General features: G+C 42.5%; 14 protein-coding genes and 3 pseudogenes. 12 read left to right on the top strand and 5 right to left on the bottom strand.

Going from position 1 to position 19,940, the window contains the following annotated elements:
- Positions 1-154 precede the first annotated feature (154 nt).
- From CVD19_RS14970 to CVD19_RS24810, 6 genes and pseudogenes are all read left to right on the top strand, one after another.
- Entirely contained in the window at positions 155-415 is a 261-nt protein-coding gene (locus tag CVD19_RS14970) for a metal-sensitive transcriptional regulator (protein WP_101582706.1), read from the top strand.
- Between the two features lie 170 nt (positions 416-585).
- Positions 586-1,007 (top strand): annotated as a pseudogene (locus tag CVD19_RS14965) (DsrE/DsrF/DrsH-like family protein).
- Positions 991-1,125 carry a hypothetical protein gene (locus CVD19_RS25525; protein WP_257985152.1) on the top strand — a complete coding sequence of 45 codons (135 nt, stop codon included), beginning with the start codon at positions 991-993 and terminating at the stop codon, positions 1,123-1,125. The pseudogene CVD19_RS14965 and the gene CVD19_RS25525 overlap by 17 nt, the downstream one beginning before the upstream one ends.
- Positions 1,126-1,528: 403 nt before the next feature.
- Positions 1,529-2,107, top strand: a complete 579-nt coding sequence (locus tag CVD19_RS14960) for a cupin domain-containing protein (protein ID WP_101582703.1) — start codon at positions 1,529-1,531, stop codon at positions 2,105-2,107.
- A gap of 395 nt (positions 2,108-2,502) precedes the next feature.
- Positions 2,503-3,683: pseudogene (locus CVD19_RS14955) on the top strand (oxalate decarboxylase family bicupin).
- Between the two features lie 117 nt (positions 3,684-3,800).
- Entirely contained in the window at positions 3,801-3,974 is a 174-nt protein-coding gene (locus CVD19_RS24810; RefSeq protein WP_180953638.1) for a hypothetical protein, read from the top strand.
- Positions 3,975-4,362: 388 nt separating this feature from the next.
- Here CVD19_RS24810 and CVD19_RS14950 read toward each other — a convergent pair.
- Positions 4,363-5,043 (bottom strand): annotated as a pseudogene (locus CVD19_RS14950) (DUF421 domain-containing protein); the annotation flags it as partial.
- Positions 5,044-5,851: 808 nt separating this feature from the next.
- Between CVD19_RS14950 and fdhA the strand changes: the two are divergent.
- Both fdhA and CVD19_RS14940 read left to right on the top strand, forming a co-directional pair.
- Positions 5,852-7,069, top strand: coding sequence for a formaldehyde dehydrogenase, glutathione-independent (fdhA, locus tag CVD19_RS14945; protein ID WP_101582697.1), 1,218 nt, complete (start codon positions 5,852-5,854; stop codon positions 7,067-7,069).
- A 1,374-nt stretch (positions 7,070-8,443) separates the two neighbouring features.
- Positions 8,444-8,707, top strand: a complete 264-nt coding sequence (locus CVD19_RS14940) for a hypothetical protein (protein WP_101582695.1) — start codon at positions 8,444-8,446, stop codon at positions 8,705-8,707.
- Positions 8,708-9,504: 797 nt separating this feature from the next.
- Here the strand turns inward: CVD19_RS14940 and CVD19_RS14935 are convergent.
- Together CVD19_RS14935 and CVD19_RS14930 are read right to left on the bottom strand one after the other, a co-directional pair.
- The gene (locus CVD19_RS14935) at positions 9,505-9,996 is read right to left on the bottom strand and encodes a staygreen family protein (RefSeq protein ID WP_101582691.1); all 492 of its coding nucleotides are present in this window, start codon (positions 9,994-9,996) and stop codon (positions 9,505-9,507) included.
- Positions 9,997-10,207: 211 nt separating this feature from the next.
- Complete coding sequence (locus CVD19_RS14930; RefSeq protein WP_101582688.1) at positions 10,208-10,981, bottom strand: hypothetical protein; 774 nt, start codon at positions 10,979-10,981, stop codon at positions 10,208-10,210.
- Between the two features lie 235 nt (positions 10,982-11,216).
- Between CVD19_RS14930 and CVD19_RS14925 the strand changes: the two genes are divergently transcribed.
- The 3 genes from CVD19_RS14925 (at position 11,217) to CVD19_RS14915 (ending at position 13,353) form a co-directional block, all read left to right on the top strand.
- Positions 11,217-11,774 carry a bifunctional transcriptional activator/DNA repair enzyme AdaA gene (locus CVD19_RS14925; RefSeq protein WP_101582685.1) on the top strand — a complete coding sequence of 186 codons (558 nt, stop codon included), beginning with the start codon at positions 11,217-11,219 and terminating at the stop codon, positions 11,772-11,774.
- A 176-nt stretch (positions 11,775-11,950) separates the two neighbouring features.
- A complete protein-coding gene (locus tag CVD19_RS14920) occupies positions 11,951-12,853 on the top strand; it encodes a DNA-3-methyladenine glycosylase family protein (RefSeq protein WP_101582682.1) in 903 nt (300 codons plus the stop codon).
- A complete protein-coding gene (locus CVD19_RS14915) occupies positions 12,853-13,353 on the top strand; it encodes a methylated-DNA--[protein]-cysteine S-methyltransferase (RefSeq protein ID WP_142383537.1) in 501 nt (166 codons plus the stop codon). The genes CVD19_RS14920 and CVD19_RS14915 overlap by 1 nt, the downstream gene beginning before the upstream one ends.
- A gap of 348 nt (positions 13,354-13,701) precedes the next feature.
- Here CVD19_RS14915 and parC read toward each other — a convergent pair whose 3' ends face one another.
- Together parC and parE are read right to left on the bottom strand one after the other, a co-directional pair.
- The gene (parC, locus tag CVD19_RS14910) at positions 13,702-16,158 is read right to left on the bottom strand and encodes a DNA topoisomerase IV subunit A (RefSeq protein ID WP_101582680.1); all 2,457 of its coding nucleotides are present in this window, start codon (positions 16,156-16,158) and stop codon (positions 13,702-13,704) included.
- Positions 16,155-18,134 carry a DNA topoisomerase IV subunit B gene (gene parE, locus CVD19_RS14905; RefSeq protein WP_101582678.1) on the bottom strand — a complete coding sequence of 660 codons (1,980 nt, stop codon included), beginning with the start codon at positions 18,132-18,134 and terminating at the stop codon, positions 16,155-16,157. The genes parC and parE overlap by 4 nt, the downstream gene beginning before the upstream one ends.
- Before the next feature lie 377 nt (positions 18,135-18,511).
- On the opposite strand from parE, the gene CVD19_RS14900 reads away from it, so the two are divergent.
- A complete protein-coding gene (locus CVD19_RS14900) occupies positions 18,512-19,927 on the top strand; it encodes a S8 family peptidase (RefSeq protein ID WP_101582675.1) in 1,416 nt (471 codons plus the stop codon).
- Positions 19,928-19,940 lie beyond the last annotated feature (13 nt).

Here is a 19,940-nt window from a genome sequence, read left to right as displayed (position 1 = left end):
TCAAGAGATCCCCGAGGAGAATGTGCACCTGGTTGCTTCTGACAAACTCGATTGCATTTAGGCTTTCGCTTCTTGGTGTCTAAGGGATTTAAGGTGTCCAGTTATATGCTGACAAAATGTCCTTGCAAAAAAAATAATCGGAGGGTTAAAGATAATGGACTATGATGATGGTGTAAAAAATCGCCTAAAACGTATTGACGGTCAGATTAAAGGTATCCTGGCTATGATGGAGCAGGGAAAGGATTGCCGTGACATCGTCACACAATTGTCTGCAGCCAGAAGTGCCATTAACCGTACTATGGGTCTCATTGTTAGTAAGAACCTAGAACACTGTGTGCGAGAAAGTGTTGAAAAAGGCGAGTCAACAGAACATCTTGTAAAAGAAGCAGTTGAACTGCTGATCAAGAGCAGATAACGAGTTCGTCAACCTTGGATTCCCAAGGCTGAAGGACTTTTTATTAAACCAATAATATACCCACTACCCGTACGGGTAGTTTCTATAAATCTTAAACTATTCAAACTTGGAGGAAATAAGTATGACTGAACAAAAGCAAAAAACCACTATTGTATTATTTAGCGGTGATTATGATAAGGCATGGCTGCCTATATTACGCAAATGGAGCAGCTGCCTACGACCATGACGTCACTATTTTTCATACCTTTTGGGGGTTGAATGCCCTTCGTACAGATGAACAAGTTCCAGTTAAAAAGGGATTTCTTGAAAAAATGTTTGGTAAAATGATGCCTCGTGGGGCCGACAAGATGGGATTGTCCAAAATGAATTTCGCCGGTATGGGTCCTAAAATGATTAAAGAAGTTATTTAAAAGCATAATGCTATGACCCTTCCCCAGCTGATTGAAATGGCACAAGAACAGGGAGTGAATTTAATCGCTTGTACGATGACATGGATCTACTCGGGCTGCAACAGGAAGAATCACTGGATGGACTCGAATATGCAGGTGTCGCAGCATACTTGGGAGAAGCATCAGATGGAAATGTTAATTAATTTATTTAACAAGGCGGCATGGATGCGTGGCATTCACAAGGAGGACAGCGTGATGAAAAACATAACACCAAAAGATGTTGAAGAATTAATGACCAAAAGAAGCAGCTCGAGTAATTGAAATAAATGAATTAGTCGGGTATTTCCTGCATGTAAAATTACAGTATATCGTTCGGGTGAACTAACTAAAATCGGTTTACCGAAACCGATAATTGGTGGTTGGCATGATTGATGATCATCTTCTAAAAGAACTTGCAGAAGATATCGAAGCTACGTTGATAAGTGTACTGGATAGAAGCAAATAAACCTAGAAAGAGCAGCGGCAAAATCTTAGCTCTTTTCTATTGCCCTTTGTGTGGTGGTTGAGTTATTCAACCATAATGAACTCTTTTTAACTTGAGTCCAATATACATTAAAAGTTTCAGGCTAACCAGGATTCCTTTAATAAGTCACCCTAAAGCTAAGTACGTTCCTGTAACAATACGCATAAGATACTTTATCATTGTTATGAAGGGGTTGAAAAAATGTACTATGCTGCTTTTATGTCTCCATTCCCATATCATTATCAAAATGGCTATTATGTTAATGTACCTATGTATAATTATGTGAGGCAGCCTGACTCCTGGACTATTCCTAATGATGCTAACAGATTGGGGTTTTATGAATCATCAAATGAAAGAAATAAAATTCAGTTAAAAGATTATGGTCCGAACCCATTTGTTGTGAATATCAATGAGGCAACGAAGCAAAACAATACTTTTCGTACTGCTTTATGGACTGGAAGTCATCTGCAAGTAACCTTGATGAGTCTTAAAATTGGTGAGGATATTGGCTTAGAAATGCACCCTAACCTTGACCAATTTTTACGCGTTGAACAAGGTCAGGGTATTGTTCAAATGGGGAAGAGAAAAGATAATTTAAATTTTGTAAGAAAAGTCTACGATGATTCTGCCATTATGGTACCGGCCGGAACATGGCACAATGTAACTAATACAGGTAATATCCCTTTAAAACTATATTCAATATATGCTCCTCCACAGCATCCATTTGGTACGGTTCATATAACTAAAGAAGATGCACTGGCTGCAGAAAGCAGAGACTAGTCTGGTTATTGTTGGACTATGACAAACTAGTATCGGGGCTGGCGGAAATCCATATGGAAGCAATGTCTCAGTTAATCAAGACGTCAAAATGATGGAAGACGTCCAAGAAGCAGTTGAACCTAAGCCCTAACGTACTGCTACCGTTGAAGAATGGGTACGGAAAGGGAATCAATGAATCACTAGGAGCTAATGAATTAACTTTTGATTAGCTCTTCTTGTGTTTTATTTAAACTTCTTTAAAAACCTGCTTGAATGGTTCCAGAGGACAAAAATAGGTATTGAAACGTCGTGGTTGATAAATGCTCTTGTGGTTAATTTACTAATTCTCGGGACAGGGACATAGCCCATGCGATTAAGAAATTTCCTATACGTTTCATTAATGGGGTGCATGCTTGATGAAAAACCGATCGATAATTCTAGCTGACGGTCGCGTGCCACAGCCTATCCGACCTGATGGTGCAGGAGCGATTGATGCGGGGCCTTCATAATATTATGAGGGATATTCAAAATCCTGATATGCTCGTTCCACCTATAACTGACGCTGGATTGGTTCCTAATTTAAGGTTCTCATTCTCAGACACTTCCATGGTATTAAAACATGGTGGATGGTCCCGGGAGATACTGTCAGAGAACTGCCGATAGCGACCACTCTTGCGGAGTGAATATGAGCTTAACGGCGGGCGGAGTACGCGAACTCCATTGGCATAAATAAGCCGAATGGTCATATATATGCTGTTGGGACGGGCACGGATCACCGCGGTGGACCAACATGGCCGAAATTTCATTGCTGACGTTGGCCCAGGTGATCTTTGGTACTTTCCTCCAGGTATCCCACATTCCATTCAAGGGTTGCAACATTGCGAATTTCTGCTCGTCTTCGATGACGGAAACTTTTCCGATCTTTCGACCCTATCCATTTCCGATTGGTTTGCACATACTCCAAAAGAGGTTCTTTCGGCTAATTTCGGAGTGCCAGAGAGTGCTTTTAACTCGATTCCTTCTCAACAGGTATATATCTCTCAGGGAGAGGTTCCAGGTCCACTGGAAAATCAGGAAGTCCAGTCACCCTTCGGAGTAGTTCCTTTAACCTTCAAGCACGAGTTGTTGAAACAAACAGCCTTCAGGACTCCTGGTGGTAGTGTACGACTCTTCAAACTTCCCAATTTAAAAAACAATCGCGGCAGCACTCGTTGAGATTGAGCCGGGTGGAATGAGGGAGCTTCATTGGCATCCCAATAACGATGAGTGGCAGTATTACCTTACCGGTCAAGCCCGAATGACTGTATTTATCGGAAACGATACTGCCCGTACATTTGATTATAGAGCTGGCGATGTCGGATATGTCCCCTTTGCTACTGGACACTATATTCAAAACACGGGTACTGAAACGTTATGGTTTTTAGAAATGTTCAAAAGCGACCGATATGAAGACGTGTCGCTGAATCAATGGATGGCATTGACTCCTAAAGAATTAGTTCAAAGTAACTGAAATGTTGGATCAGAATTAAACGCTTCTTTACGCAAGCAGAAGTGGCCTGTTGTGAAATATTCAGGTTCCTCATACAATCTTAGATAAGAAGCACTAGATTGAATACGGTGTTATTGTTTTGATACATTGACATATTCCAAAAATCGACCTGCTCAACCGAAACATGGTAGCATTTAGTTTGATTGCGCTGTAGAGGTGATAACTATGTACAAGACAATTTACGACTATGCAGATGAGATAACACAAGCTGTTATAAAAGCGAGAGGGGAAGCTATTAATGGTGAAAAAGAATTAATAGAAACTTACCTTAGTGATGAAGCTGTTACTAAATTATATAAAAAAATATTTAGAGTTCTATCTGACCCCTTTAACAGTTAATGAGGTAATAGTGGAGGAATGATTTCCTCCCACCATCGAACTTTGTCAACTACATTTAAAAAGTGAACTGTATTTGGTTTTGATTCGCCGTCAGTGGGCTGTGGAACCGGAATATTATGGTTCTTCAAGTCTCGGATGTCGTCTCGCTGACGGATCGGTCACGATTGTTTGCTGGTTCTGCCGATTCTTTACATGGGATCGCTTTTCTTATTGAGGAACATTTGTTTTATCAAAAGTCTAATGTTGGTTTCGAGCATAACTAAAGAACTGAGGAGTGATTGGATGTTTTCACTTTAAAATGGCACCTGTAAAATTTATGATGATGTTGTTTGGATGAGTAAATCTTCACGCTACTACATCAATGTGTTTTCCGGTATGGGAGATTTGTTTTATCATCATAAAGATCGACAGTTAACTCACGATTTGAATCAACTTGAGCCATGAAAACAGTTTCAACTGTTACACCACGCTTTTCAAGTTCAATTTTAAGCCATTCCCTGTTAACCTCCGCTTTTGCAAGCGCGTCATCCAATATTTGGCCATCCATAATAACAGTTTGGGACATTTTTTCAGTTGAGACTCTCATATTCACAGTCTTTGGAGTTAAAGGTTGGTTCTCTTTTTTCAAAAGAACACTAAGCTGTCCGTTTGGCTCTAGTATTGCACACTCTACATCAGCTGCTTTAAACACATTATTCTGCCTCAGTAAAGAGTTTAATTCATCTATAGTATAATGTTCCTTTTTTAAATTATCTTCCATGATTTTTCCATCTTTGATAAAAAGCGTTTCTTTACCTGCCGCAAACTCCCGAAATTTTTTGCTTTTTAAAGAAATAACGTCTACTAAATAGGTAATGCCCCCAAACAGTACAATTCCGATAATACCGTGGAGAAGATTTTTCTCAAGGCCCATCATTACTTCAGCCGCAATGCTACCGATTGTAATACCTGATACATATTCAAAAAAGGAAAGTTGTGAAATTTGTTTTTTTCCTGTTAATTTTGTGATTAAAAATAAAATAGCTATAAATACAATGGAACGGATGCAAACATCTAGCCAGGTTATCATTTTGTCACCTCTTATTTATCTCGCTTTTTCTAGCTCTGGTTGAACCGAAAAATTCCCAGGGTGTCTAAATCGAACCCAGTAGGTGTAGTGACTTGTGCATAATTACACATTCTGAATTAATTTGTTCACTTATGATTGCTGTATTGTCAATAATTGGTGGGCTATGTTAGGCTTTTACCGTGACCAAGCTTTTCTTTTATTGTCTGTACATAAGAAGTAAATATGTGAATAAGAACGTAGAAAACAGTAAACTAATTATGATTTCATACCGTAGAAAAAACCTACTCAAATAATCGATTCAAATTTGCTTTTCCTTATCCAAGCGAATCTGAGGCTGTAGAAGTTGTGTTGGCCTGAAGTTTGACAATGTTAGGCGTAATTCGTTGCCAAAAGCTACACTGCGAGAGAAAGCAGAGCGACAACTTTACCTTGGATATATACAGATACCGTATGTCACAATATCCGTAACTGCAGGGACTCCTTTTGTCAGCGTTCCGTTTTATCAAAAGCAATCGCCTTCAAGGCTACTGCTTGTTCAAGGTAACAAGTGCTATTTGTAGGAGTGGGAACAGGGGCTGAGAGCGAACACCTTCCATATGATGATCTTAAAGTGACAGCAGATATGGTTCGTACATTTGCTGCCTTTCCTATTTTTTATCAAATATTTGGGGTGCTACTCGACTAAATATCTAAAAAATCTACAAAATCTCTATTTGTAATATTTTGAATAAATAGTATAATAAATCATAGAGTGAAAACGCTTACAAAAACTTGTTGCACCATTATTTTTTGGGAGTGTGATTTTTGTATGGCTGGAAATCGTGCTGTAGTCTATGTTAAACCAGGAGAAGTAGAAGTAAGGGATATTAGTTATCCGGAATTGGTTCTACGCGATGGCCCTGGAGTGAATCCATTGAACGTTGGCAGAAAGTGTAATCATGGTGTTATTTTGAAGGTTGTAACAACTAACATCTGTGGAAGCGACCAGCATATGGTAAGGGGAAGGACAACAGCACCGAGTGGTTTAGTTTTAGGCCATGAAATCACAGGAGAGGTTATTGAAGTAGGAAGCGATGTTGAATTCATTAGAAAGGGAGACTTAGTTTCCGTTCCTTTTAACATTGCTTGTGGCCGTTGTAGAAGCTGTAAAGAACTGAACACACATGTGTGTGAAAACGTGAATCCGGATCGTGCAGGATCAGCGTATGGATACGTAGATATGGGAGGCTGGGTTGGCGGTCAATCCGAATATGTAATGGTTCCATATGCAGATTTCCAGCTTTTGAAGTTCCCGGATAAAGACCAAGCCATGGAAAAGATTCTTGATTTGACTATGTTGTCTGATATTTTCCCGACAGGTTTTCATGGTGCCTTTTCTGCTGGGGTAAAACCAGGTGCAACGGTTTATATAGCAGGTGCCGGTCCTGTTGGGTTAGCCGCAGCGCATTCAGCCCAGCTATTAGGGGCATCCAGAGTTATTGTAGGTGATCTGGTAGAAGAACGTTTGGCCCAAGCCCGCAGCTTCGGCTGTGAAACAGTGAATTTACGTGAACATGCAAATCTTGGTGAACAAATTGATCAACTATTGGGATCACCTGAAGTTGATTGCGCTGTAGACTGCGTTGGTTTCGAAGCGCATGGGCATGGTGAAGGATCAGGTGAGGCTCCTGCAACCGTATTGAACTCAGTAATGGAAGTCACCAGAGCAGGGGGAAGATTAGGTATTCCTGGACTGTATGTAACTGGAGACCCAGGAGCAGTTGACGATGATGCCAAACACGGCACATTAAAGATCCGCTTGGGATTAGGCTGGGCGAAGGCTCATACATTTGTTACTGGGCAAACACCAGTTATGAAATATCACAGGGATCTAATGAATGCTATTTTAAGTGGCAGGGCGCAAATCGCCAAAGCTGTTAACGCTACATTAATCTCATTGGATGAAGCTCCAAGTGGATATGCGGAGTTTGACCGTGGAGCATCGAAAAAATTTGTCATCGATCCTCATGGCATGGTGAGAAATTAATTTTAAAATATTTTAGTATTAAAGAAGCTGTTCTGAGGGCAGCTTCTTTTTTTGTGCGACGGGCAGTCGTACCTCGTGCAGGAAACCTGCACGGAATGAGTTGTTAAAGGTTGGAGTACGTTATTTCGGTAAACACGACTCCCTAATCCCAGAAAACTTGTTTTCACGAAGGTGAAACGCTTTCCACTAGAGTGCTGATACAACTAGTTAAGATTAATCTAGGGCATCACCGTGAGGAGATGTGGAAAATCGAGAGACCGCATACCCAAATGCAAAAAGTATGAAGCACGGCGGCAGGATAAGTTGGCGACTATGCGAATATAATGGGAAGTCCTCTACGAATAGTAGTGGTTTTCTGCCCCATGAATCAGCCGGGTAGAAAACCACTTATCAAGTGATGGTGCTGGGCATGTTTAGAAGGAAAGTACGGTGACCCCGTGAGATCTCCTTTCTGACCGCAAGGACATCGCATCTATAAGAGTAATTCGAAGTCATGGATGTGGATGGAGAAGTTTTTTGTTCAACTATGATTTCGAACAGCATTTAGGTTATTTGATAATTATCTGTATATGGCCACACAAAAGTGCCACCTCTGCCATTTTTCAGTGCCACATCGGACAGATTCCAGTGCCACCTCTGCCATAGAGAGAGCCACCCATGAAAGCTCTAACGGACAAGACGTGCACTTTACTTGGAGAGGCGGGCATGATAGCCTAGTTGGCTCAGCCAGCCCTCATGGATGCTGGCTTTTTGGCTGGGGATCCATGCCCGTAGAGGCTCCATGTAAAGTGACAATCTGTCATCAATGACTATTTGCAGAACCCCTTATATTGGTGGCTCTGCCGTTGGCACTAGTGGCACTCAACTTTGGCATAAGTGGCACAAAGTCATGGCAATATACATTATCTTCATTCTTTTGGAGTCGGACCAAAATTCGGCTTCTTTTTATGACCCTTTTCTATCCTCCAAATAATGCGGTTTATATCGGTATTTATTCTCTTCCTGTAAACCTTAATACTTTCCAACCATTAGCCTTTAAATATTCGAAATTACATTCCCAAAGATGAAAAAAGCTGAGTGTCATTTGGAAAGCGAGCGGTTAAGGAATTGTTTGTTCTTTTGAATTACGTTGCCGAACACAATGATGTTCATGCATGATAGTGAGGATGAAATAAACGCTACTATGGCATTAAGGTATAGCAAAATCAAGTGGATAGAATATACTGAACAAATAAATCATAATAACGATCGTAAATTTGCCTGACAAACCGCTAAAGCAAAATGACCAAAAATTTGCCAAATGACAGATACTTTGTTCATAACAGGTTGCAACCAGTTTTCGTGTCTGCTCGGTGAAGAAAAAGGAGGAAACAAATGATGTGTCAGGGTTGTAATAATGTCACTAGAACATTAAGTGACAAATTCGTATTTATCCTCTCAGAAACACTATTGGAAGAATGTAATGGTCTTGGTGCTGGTGTGCTTTTTACCGCGGAATTTGATGGAGGAATTGCATATAAGGTGACATGGGATCAGAAGGTGGAGGGTGTAGAACATGAGCACTCCATCTATACTTACCGTCAGATTCAACAAGCAATTCATGCAGGAAAATTTATCGTCATAAATAATATTGCATAATTAAAATGACAGTATTTTGTTAATTGAGGCCAGGAAGTTAGTTCTGAAAAACACACAGACTGATGGTCATGGATTTAAAAGGGTAATGGTTTTCAGGCGGTGGAAAGAACGAAAAGTAGGCCAGCACGAAAGCGTGCTAGCTTACTTTTTCAGCCTATTTACATTTGAAAGCTCGTCACTAAAAGGGGAATGGCAAAGAGAAATAATCATTTATTAGTTTACATAATATAAATTCTAGGAAGTTCTATATATGAAATCACCAAGTGTCTCATAAGTTGAGTAAACTTAAGATAGTGAGATAAAATTAAAATTGTCGCATTTCTGGAATGAATTTTTTCCTTTTCCTATAACAAACGTTCTTATTTGCTCAGCAACCATTATTTAAAGAAATTTTATTATGGCAGTTGTTTTAACTATCTCATTTGTAGATTTACTCACATTTCGATCGATCTCGTTTGCGATTCAGGTACAGTTTTCTTTTTATACAATTTTGCTGAGTATATCTTCATAAATTCTCCTGTGACAGTTTACTTAATCCTTATCATTATAGATTTGTTAACATAATATTATTATGCGCTTACTTTTTGTTTCGCCAATTTCTGCTTGTATTTCAGGAATGTTTGGCTCCGGCCACTTTTGAATTCGTGCTTACTTACCCTGCATCATCTTTTTGTCAGATAACACGCCGGGCTCGCCATTGGACAGGGAAAGATTATTGCTCCCCTCCCCTTTCTGGCTGATTTGCGGCTGATGCGTCATTAATATTGCGGTTGAATTGTTACAAAAACAAACACAGGCTATACCTGTGTTTGGGGAACAACTTGTTTAAAAGCAGCTGTTAAATATTTTCGCGGTGTTCCAAAATAACCGATTTGGTTGAATTCCGGATAGCTCGATTCGAACTGAACATAGATTGGTGAATCGAGCAGCCATGGATAGTAACTGAACAGGGATTTATCACCGAAAATAATTCCTGTTAAAGCAAGATCCAATTCTCGTTTGAAAATCATGTACCGGATCCGGGAATATTTTTCATCGAATTCCCCGCTGTTGATATATACCTTGCCAAGCAGCAGGTATTCACCGTTTCTTGTTATCCACTCGGCCAGGACTTCGTCACGAATATTTGGATTTACCGCATCAAAATCATATACATTCCCGATACTTAAGAACAGTTCTTTAGTCTTGTCAGAAAAGGTAAGAGAATACTTTCTTTTATCGACAGGCTCGAACGCTGTGGCAGGCGGGATATATTTTATCTTTAAATTCTCAGGAAGAAATTTGCTCATCGCAAGACGCTCCTTTCGTCATCGAATCTTTGGACAACGAGGATTCCCCGAGCGGTACGCCATTTCCTCCCCTGCTGTCACAAAGTTTCAACCTGATTTCACAGCCGGCTGTTTCATAACATCATCAGCGATGGTAACCGGCGGATATAGAGCTCATTTATCCCTTTGTTACTATAACCTATGTTCTTGACCCGATTTGCGTTACACTTGCCTATTTGTTCTTTCGGGGCAGCATTTTCTTCAATGTTGCGTCGATTAAATTCCATTTCCCGTTTTCAAAATTCCATGTAGATTGTAAGTAGGCTATTCCATCAGCGTTGTAAGCCCCGCTTACCCGCTGGACACCCTTCAGCCCATATTGATTGCCACTGACCTTTACGGGTTTTAAAGTTCCGTAAGGTAAAACCATTAGTTCAGTAGGTTCATTCAATTTTCCGTTATGGTACAGGCCTATCCTGTCGTAATCCGCTTTTCGGCTGCTCAAGTCGAATGTATAGGCTTCCCCTGTCTCGTCGATTTTCAGGCTTGCTTTATAGCCATCGTCAAACTGGCTTGTTGTAGCCAGAGGTTCTGGCACAGTGAGGTCAGTTACGGTAAAATCTTTAAGTGAATACAAATAAAAATTCGACAATCCTCCGCTTCCGCCAGTAGGAATGTCAACAAACAGGTCTTTGATTTTGTCATGCTTAAGGTCTTTAAAAGTTATTTTAGGCTCGTAGCCACCTTCCAGGTCTATACGATACATTTTCCTGTCAGAAGCGCTGATTTCCAAAAACACTTCTTTTAAGAACAACGCTCCTTCATCAAAAGGAATTCCTTTTAAATAAACAGTATCTTTAAGGCCATCACCGGTTACATCCACCCGTTTTTTGGAAATTGTCTTGATCCCAGGTTTTTGTTCCTGCTCAACTGCATAGACCCCAGTTATGGCTGATGCAGACATGAAGAAGAATGCAGCAATGGCCAACAAAAATTCTTTTTTCATAAAGCTCCCCCTTACATGCAGTATTTTAATTTACGTTGCCCATTTTTGGAAAAAACATGCAAGTATTCACTGCGAATCTGAATTGAGGGCAATGAACAGCTAAAATATAAAAAGATTTGCATTTTGAAAAAGTGAGCAATATTAAAAGATTGATTGACAATGAAAAATTAAATAGCAAGATTCAGAATGAAAATAGTGATATTCATATGTTAAAAAAGAGTTAGGTGGTGAAGATATGAACGAAGATTTTATGTGGGAGGCTGTTGAAAGATGTGATTCAAAATACGATGGCCTGTTCTTCTATGCAGTAAAAACGACCAACATCTTTTGCAGGCCATCTTGTAAATCAAGAACTCCTGATCGGAAAAATGTCTTGTTCTTCAAAATGTCCAGAGAGGCTATCAATCACGGTTTTCGTCCTTGCAAACGATGCCGGCCGGATTTGCACGAGCTTCCAGACGAAAGAGAGGTTGTAGCTGGAGCGCGCGACATTATAGAAAAGGAGTACTCCTCACCTATTACCCTGGAGAAGCTGTCAAAGGAAGTCGGCATGAGCAAATATTATCTCCAACGAACATTTAAAGAAAAAGTTGGATTAACTCCTAATCAGTATATAGCCAGGATGCGGCTGACAAAGTCCAAGGAATTATTAAAAGAGTCGTCGTTATCGATTTTGCAAATTGCCTATGAGGTCGGGTATCGAAGTTCATCCCACTTCAACGTCATGTTTCGTCAACATTATGGCTGTTCACCAACTGACTACCGGAAAATCTGCCACAGAGAAAACATATAGGTTCTTACTACCGGAATCCAGCCTTGCCATATCATCGTTTGTGCGATATTGAGGGCAGTTTCTTGCATAAATCGTTTTGTGGTGGCATGATTACCTGGCTGACAGAATTTTTACGGAAGTTTTTCAAGGATGGGCATTAACAAGCAAAAAAATATAACGGGGGCCGTTTCAGTATCATGAAAATAACAGATCAGGGTAACAAGGTCCTAATCCAGGCAGATGATATTAACTTTAAAGAATACCTCATTTATTTGGACCGAAACCCTAATGAAATTCTTCATCATATTAAGGACAGGACTATATCAAAAGTTGCAATGCTGAATCATGAACCGGTCATTTTCCAAGTCCAGCAGGACAGCAATGGTCTGGCTGTTTCTTTTCCTCGCATTGTGCCTAGTGTTGAAGCACGGAATGCAACCGCCCTCTATACCGTTGAATGGCTGGACCTCGACCGTAATCTTGAGCCTTTTTATGATATGGCACGTACAGACCCAATCCTTCAGCATGTCGTCGAGCGGTTTAAAGGGCATCGGCTTGTTGGCGTGCCCGATTTATTCGAGGCGCTCTGCTGGGCAATCATGGGCCAGCAGGTCAGCCTGCATGTTGCCTATTTGTTGAAAAAACGTTTTGTTGAGACCTTTGGGCAGTCAGTGGCATTTGAAGGAACACTTTATTGGTTATTCCCAACATTCGAACACATTGCCAAATTAACAGTACATGACCTCACCTCTCTTAAATTCACACAGAAAAAGGCCGAGTATATTATTGGTATCGCCCAGCGAATGGCATACGGGCAATTATCCAAAGAATCTTTATTACAGCGCGGCAATATAGGAGAAATGGAGAAATACTTAACGGAAATCAGGGGAATAGGAAACTGGACAGCCAACTATGTCATGATGAGGTGCCTCCGGCAGCAAGATGCATTTCCACTGGCAGATGCCGGATTGCACAACGCTCTAAAAAGAATACTCCACCTGGAGAAAAAACCTGGTTTGGATGAAATCAATGCATGGTCCGGCAATTGGTCCGGATGGAAAGCTTACGCAACTTTTTATTTATGGAGGTCGTTATTGTAATGATATACACAGGTTATTACAAATCACCGATCGGGCTGATCGAAATTGAAGCATCAGACCGGGGTTTATTATCTTTGTTGTTCACTTCCAATCCCCGGCAGGATGACTCAAACGATCATCCCATCATCAATCAGGCAATCATGCAATTAGATGAATACTTTAAAGGAAGCCGCACGGATTTCTCCCTTCAACTTGAAACACATGGAACGGATTTTCAAAAACAAGTCTGGCAGACACTAAAAGGGATTCCTTTTGCACAGACCTATTCTTACAGTGAAATTGCGGCTATGCTGGGAAAAGAAAAGGCAGTGAGGGCGGTCGGCAATGCGAATAGCAAAAACAAGATTTTCATTGTGATTCCCTGTCACCGCGTGCTTGGGTCCAAAGGACAGCTGACAGGCTATACGGGAGAATTATGGCGCAAAGAGTGGCTTTTAAACCATGAGAAAAATATTGCAAATTCCCCTATAGGTGAGGTGTTAAGCAGCACATCAAAGTAGCATCTTCCAATGATGTTACTTTGAAATAACAAATGGCGCTGGGGATTGGTAGTTTCGCTTAATCGGGCTCGATATTCGCGTAAGTAATTGTTTTTTCGCTTAATTAGTTGCTTCTTCGCTTAATTCATGCCCGTTTTCGCTTAATTAATAGTGCCTGGGTTGATTCACGTGTGGTGATTAACAAAAAATGTAAGTTTTTATGTTTATTCCGGAAAGAATGTCCTCTATTAAGATTTTGTAAGCAAAAACCCCGATCAACCATGGTGGTGATCGGGGTTTTGTTCTGTCCGTGCATAAAGCTGCACTAGCCATTGTTCTGCCTCTTGATGAAGCCCAATGTTTTGAACATCATGAACCATTGTTCGCTGGTTCAGTTGGATCAGCTAGTTTCTCGACTGTCCACAAACCAGTAATCTTTCCGGTTTCACTTTCATCTACAAGGAAGGAGCCGTTTGAGTAACGGTCGCTAAATCTCAGCTCTGCTGCCGGGAAGGATACCGCCTGGGCCTTTTCGGTTTGGACAAATACCAGGTCTTCCCCTTTGACTACTTCAAAGCCGGTCACGCGGTGCGGATTTGATTTCAGCTCCCTTAGCATGACAACACCCCGCTTGGCCCGGGATGATTTCTCGAATTCGGAGAGCTTCATCCTCTTGGCTGCACCACGCTGGGTTGTGATAATCACAGACTGCTTTACTGGATCGTCGATTACTTTCCCGCCGATCACGAAGTCTCCCTCTTTCAGGTTCATCCCTTTGACACCAGCGGCTCTTATGCCAATCGGTGCAGCCTCCTCTTCATTGAACCAGAGTGCATACCCAAGATTGCTGGCCATAATGATGTCTTTTGTGCCATCTGTCACATGAACGTCGACGACCTCGTCACCACTTTTGACATTGATTGCAGTCAAAGCCTTGGAGTAACGCTGCGCTTTGTATTGTCTTAATTCGGTTTTCTTGACCATGCCGTTCTTTGTCACAAACAGGAGATAGGCATCCTGTTCAAAATCTGTCACAGGAACCGCTTTTATGATTTGCTCATCCCGCTCAATCGGCACAAGGTTGGCGACATGCTGGCCAAGATCCTTCCAGCGGATGTCAGGAAGCTCATGCACTGGCAGATATAAATAATTTCCTTTGCTGGTGAACAGCAGCAGCACATTCGTTGTGTTCATATTAAGCTGCGCCTGGAGCCGGTCGGTATCCTTCATCGCAAAGTCCAGGCCGTTTGAGGCGGCAAACGAACGCTGGCTGGTCCGCTTCACGTATCCATCCTTTGTCACAGTGACGATGACATCTTCGTTGCCGACAAGCACTTCAAGATTTATTTTGATCTCCTCGATCTCAGCCTCGATTTTGGTCCGGCGTCCGTCTGCAAATCGCTTACGGACGTCCTTCAATTCTTTTTTAATGACAGAAAATAATTTTTTCTCACTGTCGAGTATCGCTGCCAGTTCGTCAATTTTCTTTGCAAGCTCCTCAGATTCGGCCCTGAGGGCAGTGATATCGGTATTTGTCAATCGATAAAGCTGCAAAGAAACAATCGCTTCAGCCTGTGGTTCTGTGAACGCGAATTCCTTGATCAAATTATCTTTCGCGTCACGCTTGTCCTTTGAAGCCCTGATCGTGGCGATGACCTGATCGAGAATCGACAGTGCCTTCATCAATCCTTCGACGATATGCTGCCTTTCTCTCGCTTTTTGCAGATCATACTGTGAACGCTTGGTCACGACTTCCTTCTGGTGCTCGATGTATGCGTCCAGAAGCTCAGCAAGTCCCATCAGTTTGGGCCGCTTTTTATGGATGGCCACCATATTAAAGTTATAAGTCACCTGCAGGTCGCTGTTTTTATAAAGATAATTCAGCACTCCAGCGGCATCGGCATCTTTTTTAAGCTCTACCACAATACGAAGGCCCGTACGGTCCGTTTCATCCCTGACTTCGGCGATTCCTTCCACTTTACGGTCGAGGCGGAATTCATCAATTCTTTTTACCAGGTTTGCTTTGTTTACTTCATAAGGGATTTCCGTTACAACAATTTGCTGTTTGCTGCCCCGGATATCTTCAATTTCGGCTTTGCCGCGGATGATGATTTTGCCTTTGCCTGTCTGGTAGGCTTTAAGGATTCCATCAACCCCCTGGATGATCCCGCCAGTAGGGAAATCAGGTCCCTTAATGACTGTCATCAAGTCTTCAATCGTACATTCAGGCTTGTCCATTCGCATGATGACACCGTCAATCACTTCCTCCAGTGAATGGGGCGGGATATCGGTCGCGTACCCTGCAGATATTCCTGTAGAACCATTGACGAGCAGGTTCGGAAACATGGCCGGCAGTACAGTTGGCTCCTTGGAGGTGTCATCGAAATTCGGTATGAAATCAACCGTTTTCTTGTCAATGTCCCTTAACAGCTCCGATGATATCGCAGACAGCCTGGCCTCCGTGTAACGCATTGCCGCCGGCGGGTCACCATCGATGCTTCCGTTGTTTCCGTGCATTTCGACGAGCAGGTTGCGGACCTTCCACTCCTGGCTCATCCGCACCATCGCATCATAAACAGAGCTGTCGCCGTGCGGGTGGTAGTTACCGATTACGTTTCCGACGGTTTTCGCAGATTTCCTGAATCCTTTTTCGTGCGTGTTACCTTCAACATGCATTGCGTAAAGAATCCTGCGCTGCACCGGTTTCAGTCCGTCCCTTGCATCAGGCAGCGCACGTTCCTGGATAATGTATTTACTATAACGCCCAAACCGGTCTCCTAGTACATCTTCTAAAGGGAGGTCACGAAATTGCTCTACTGAGCTCATAGGTCAGTTACCTCCTCTGTCACAAAAATATTTTCATTTTCGAGAATATTGCCTTCCTCTTCAAGCCCAAAGGCCACATTTGATTCAATCCACTTGCGCCGGGGCTCTACTTTATCGCCCATCAGCGTGGTAACCCTTCGTTCAGCGCGCGCAGTATCATCAATCCGGACGCGGATCAATGTCCGGGTGTCAGGATTCATCGTTGTTTCCCAGAGCTGGTCGGCATTCATTTCGCCAAGACCTTTATAGCGCTGGATCATATAGCCCTTTCCCACTTTCTTGATTGCTGCCTGGAGTTCTTCGTCACTCCAGGAATACTCGATTACTTCTTTCTTTCCACTGCCTTTGCTGACTTTATAAAGCGGAGGCAAGGCAATGAAAACTTTGCCGGCTTCCACCAGCGGCTTCATGTAGCGGTAAAAGAAGGTCAACAGCAGTACCTGGATATGGGCTCCGTCTGTATCGGCATCGGTCATGATCACAATTTTATCGTAATTTACGTCTTCAAGACTGAAGTCGGTGCCTACCCCTGCTCCAATCGCATGGATAATCGTATTGATCTCTTCGTTTTTAAAAATGTCCTGAAGTTTGGCTTTCTCCGTATTGATGACTTTTCCACGCAAAGGAAGGACGGCCTGGAATTTGCGGTCGCGCCCCTGCTTCGCGGATCCTCCGGCGGAATCACCCTCAACGAGATACAATTCATTTTTAGAAGGATTTTTTGACTGGGCTGGAGTAAGCTTTCCTGAAAGCATGGCATCAGAGCGTTTTTTCTTTTTGCCGCTGCGCGCATCCTCGCGTGCTTTTCGGGCTGCTTCCCGCGCCTGGTAGGCTTTGATTGCTTTACGAATTAACAGGGAGCTGATATCAGGGTTTTCTTCCAAAAAGTAAGATAGTTGTTCAGATACGACCGAATCCACGGCGGAGCGGGCTTCACTCGTTCCTAGCTTTCCTTTTGTCTGGCCCTCGAATTGAAGCAGCTCTTCAGGAATCCGGACCGATACGATACCGGCTAGCCCTTCACGAATGTCAGCCCCTTCAGGATTTTTGTCCTTTTCTTTTAACAAGCCGACTTTCCTGGCATATTCATTGAACACCCTTGTCATCGCCGTTTTAGCACCGGCTTCATGTGTTCCTCCGTCCTTGGTGCGCACATTATTGACAAAAGAAAGGACGTTTTCGGAGTATCCGTCATTAAATTGGAAAGCAAAATCAACTTCAATGCCCCCAAATGCAGACTCGAAGCTGACAACAGGGTGCAACACATCTTTTTCTTCATTTAAATACTCAACAAACGCCTGGATTCCCGTCTCAAAGTGGAAAACATCCTTCACATTATGGCGTTCATCGATGATTTCGATTTTTAGTCCTTTTAGAAGGAATGCCGATTCCCGCAGGCGTTCTGACAGCGTGTCATAGTTGTAAGTGAGTGTGGAGAAAATCTCCGGATCCGGTTTGAAATGGATCGTCGTCCCAGTCTGGTTTGTTTTTCCGGTTTTCTCAAGAGTGGTAACCGGCTTCCCGCCGTTTGCGAACCGCTGCTCATATATGAAACCGTCCCTTTTTATCGTTACAACAAGCCACTCTGAAAGGGCGTTCACCACCGAAGCACCTACGCCATGGAGCCCTCCGCTCGTTTTATACCCACCCTGCCCGAATTTTCCCCCGGCATGGAGCACAGTAAGAATGACTTCAGGCGTAGGTTTTCCGAGCTTATGCATTCCGGTCGGCATGCCCCGCCCTTTATCCTGGACGCTGATCGAATTGTCCTTGTGTATTTTAACAATGATATGGTTGCCGAATCCTCCAAGAGCCTCGTCCACCGAGTTGTCAACGATCTCATAAACAAGGTGGTGAAGGCCTCTAGTATCAGTGCTGCCTATATACATCCCCGGCCTTTTACGGACCGCTTCAAGGCCCTCGAGGACCTGGATGGCATCATCGTTGTAATCAAAAGCTTGCAGATTTCGTGCCACAATAATACCCCTTTCATAACTAACAGACGAGCATTGACATTTTTATCTATGTTGTCAATGATTTGTTTAACTATTCGTTTCAAGGACATATGAATCCTTTAAAAAAACAACAATTAAATGAATGGAACGTTTGTTCTCGCAGTATATTTTACCACATCTTGAAAAGACGTCTATGCTTAATTGTAGCGATTTATAAAGATTTGGCAAATTGATTTTCTAAATTTGTAATAAATCGTAACGATTTTGGGTACGATTTTTCGGGATTCTCCAGTGGATATGTTATTTTTTGCCGCAATAAGGATTCCAGACATTCCCTTCGTTAAATTCCCCCCTGCTTTTGCAAGCTAATGACAAGAAGAACATAACGGGGTGGAAACATGGGAAAAAACAGAGCTTATTTACTTGCGGGTGTGCTCGTTATACTGGTTATTGCCGCGTCGTCACTCCTTTTCAAGGAAGAAGACGCGGGGGAAGACTGGGAGAGTGGCGCGACAGTCCAATCAGGTGAGCAAATCGCCAGGCTACAAAACAATTCAGGGAACCTGGTAAATATGAGCGTCAATAACATACAGAATGGAGAAAATATTAAAAACAGATTAAACCAAAATCCAGAAATCAAGGCCATTTACCATAACAAAAGAGATGCAAGCCACTATTATGACCATGAAGCGGCAGTCGATTTTATCGAAGAGCCGACTTCTGACGAATTGGATGACATAACAAACGACATTAACGGAAAAGTGGTCAAACGCCTGAATTCGACATATATTTTCCGGTCCGAAAGCCTTGATACTCCCGCCCTGCTTGATTATTTTAACACAAGGCCGAATGTCGAGTTTGCTGAAGCTAACTTTATTCTTATGCAAAATGATATAAAGATGCCCAATGACGTGTATTACAGGGAAAAATATCAGTGGAACCTGCCTGCCATCGAAACCGAAAAGGGCTGGAACATATCCAGGGGCAACAAGCGTATTGAAATCGCGATTGTGGACACTGGGGTTGACCTGGATCACCCCGATTTAAAAAACAGGCTTGTAAAAGGATATAATGTCCTGGAAAACAACAGTCATCCGGATGATGATAATGGCCATGGTACCCATGTTGCAGGAATTATTGCCTCTGAAACGAATAACAAGGAGGGAATCGCCGGAATTACCTGGTTTAATAAGATTATGCCTATTAAAGCAATGGGTGCAGAAGGATATGGGAGCACATTTGACATCGCCAGGGGATTGTTCTGGGCGGTAGACCATGGAGCTGACGTCATCAACCTCAGCCTTGGCAATTACCAGCGTTCGGAGGTTCTTGAGGAAGCTATCCGGTATGCTTATAAACACAATGTGGTATTGGTGGCGGCTGCAGGGAATGACAATTCAAGCCAGCCAACATATCCTGCTTCTTATCCGGAAGTGCTTAGTGTCTCAGCGCTTAATTTTGACGGCAAAAGGGCAGACTTTTCCAACTACGGCGATTATATCGATGTCGCGGCTCCAGGTGTTTATATTCCAAGCACTTATTTCAAAAAACAGTATGCTGCCCTCTCTGGGACTTCAATGGCGGCGCCTCATGTTGCTGGCCTGGCCGGCCTGATCCTGTCAGCAAATTCCGAGCTTTCAAACAGAGAAGTGATGAAAATCATCAAAAACTCTGCAATTGACATGGGCGGCCGTGGACCAGACAATGATTTCGGGTCTGGGCTGATCGATGTCAACAACTCGTTAAAATCAGCAGAAGACAGCAAATCCCGGCGACAAAAATTCAGGGAAAGGCTGCGGGATTTATTTCAGTAAAAAAAGCGCTCTT

It is taken from the genome of Bacillus sp. T33-2 (assembly GCF_002860205.1).
In the GTDB taxonomy this organism is placed as follows: Bacteria; Bacillota; Bacilli; order Bacillales; family Cytobacillaceae; genus T33-2.
This window is presented reverse-complemented; position numbering and strand designations above follow the sequence as displayed.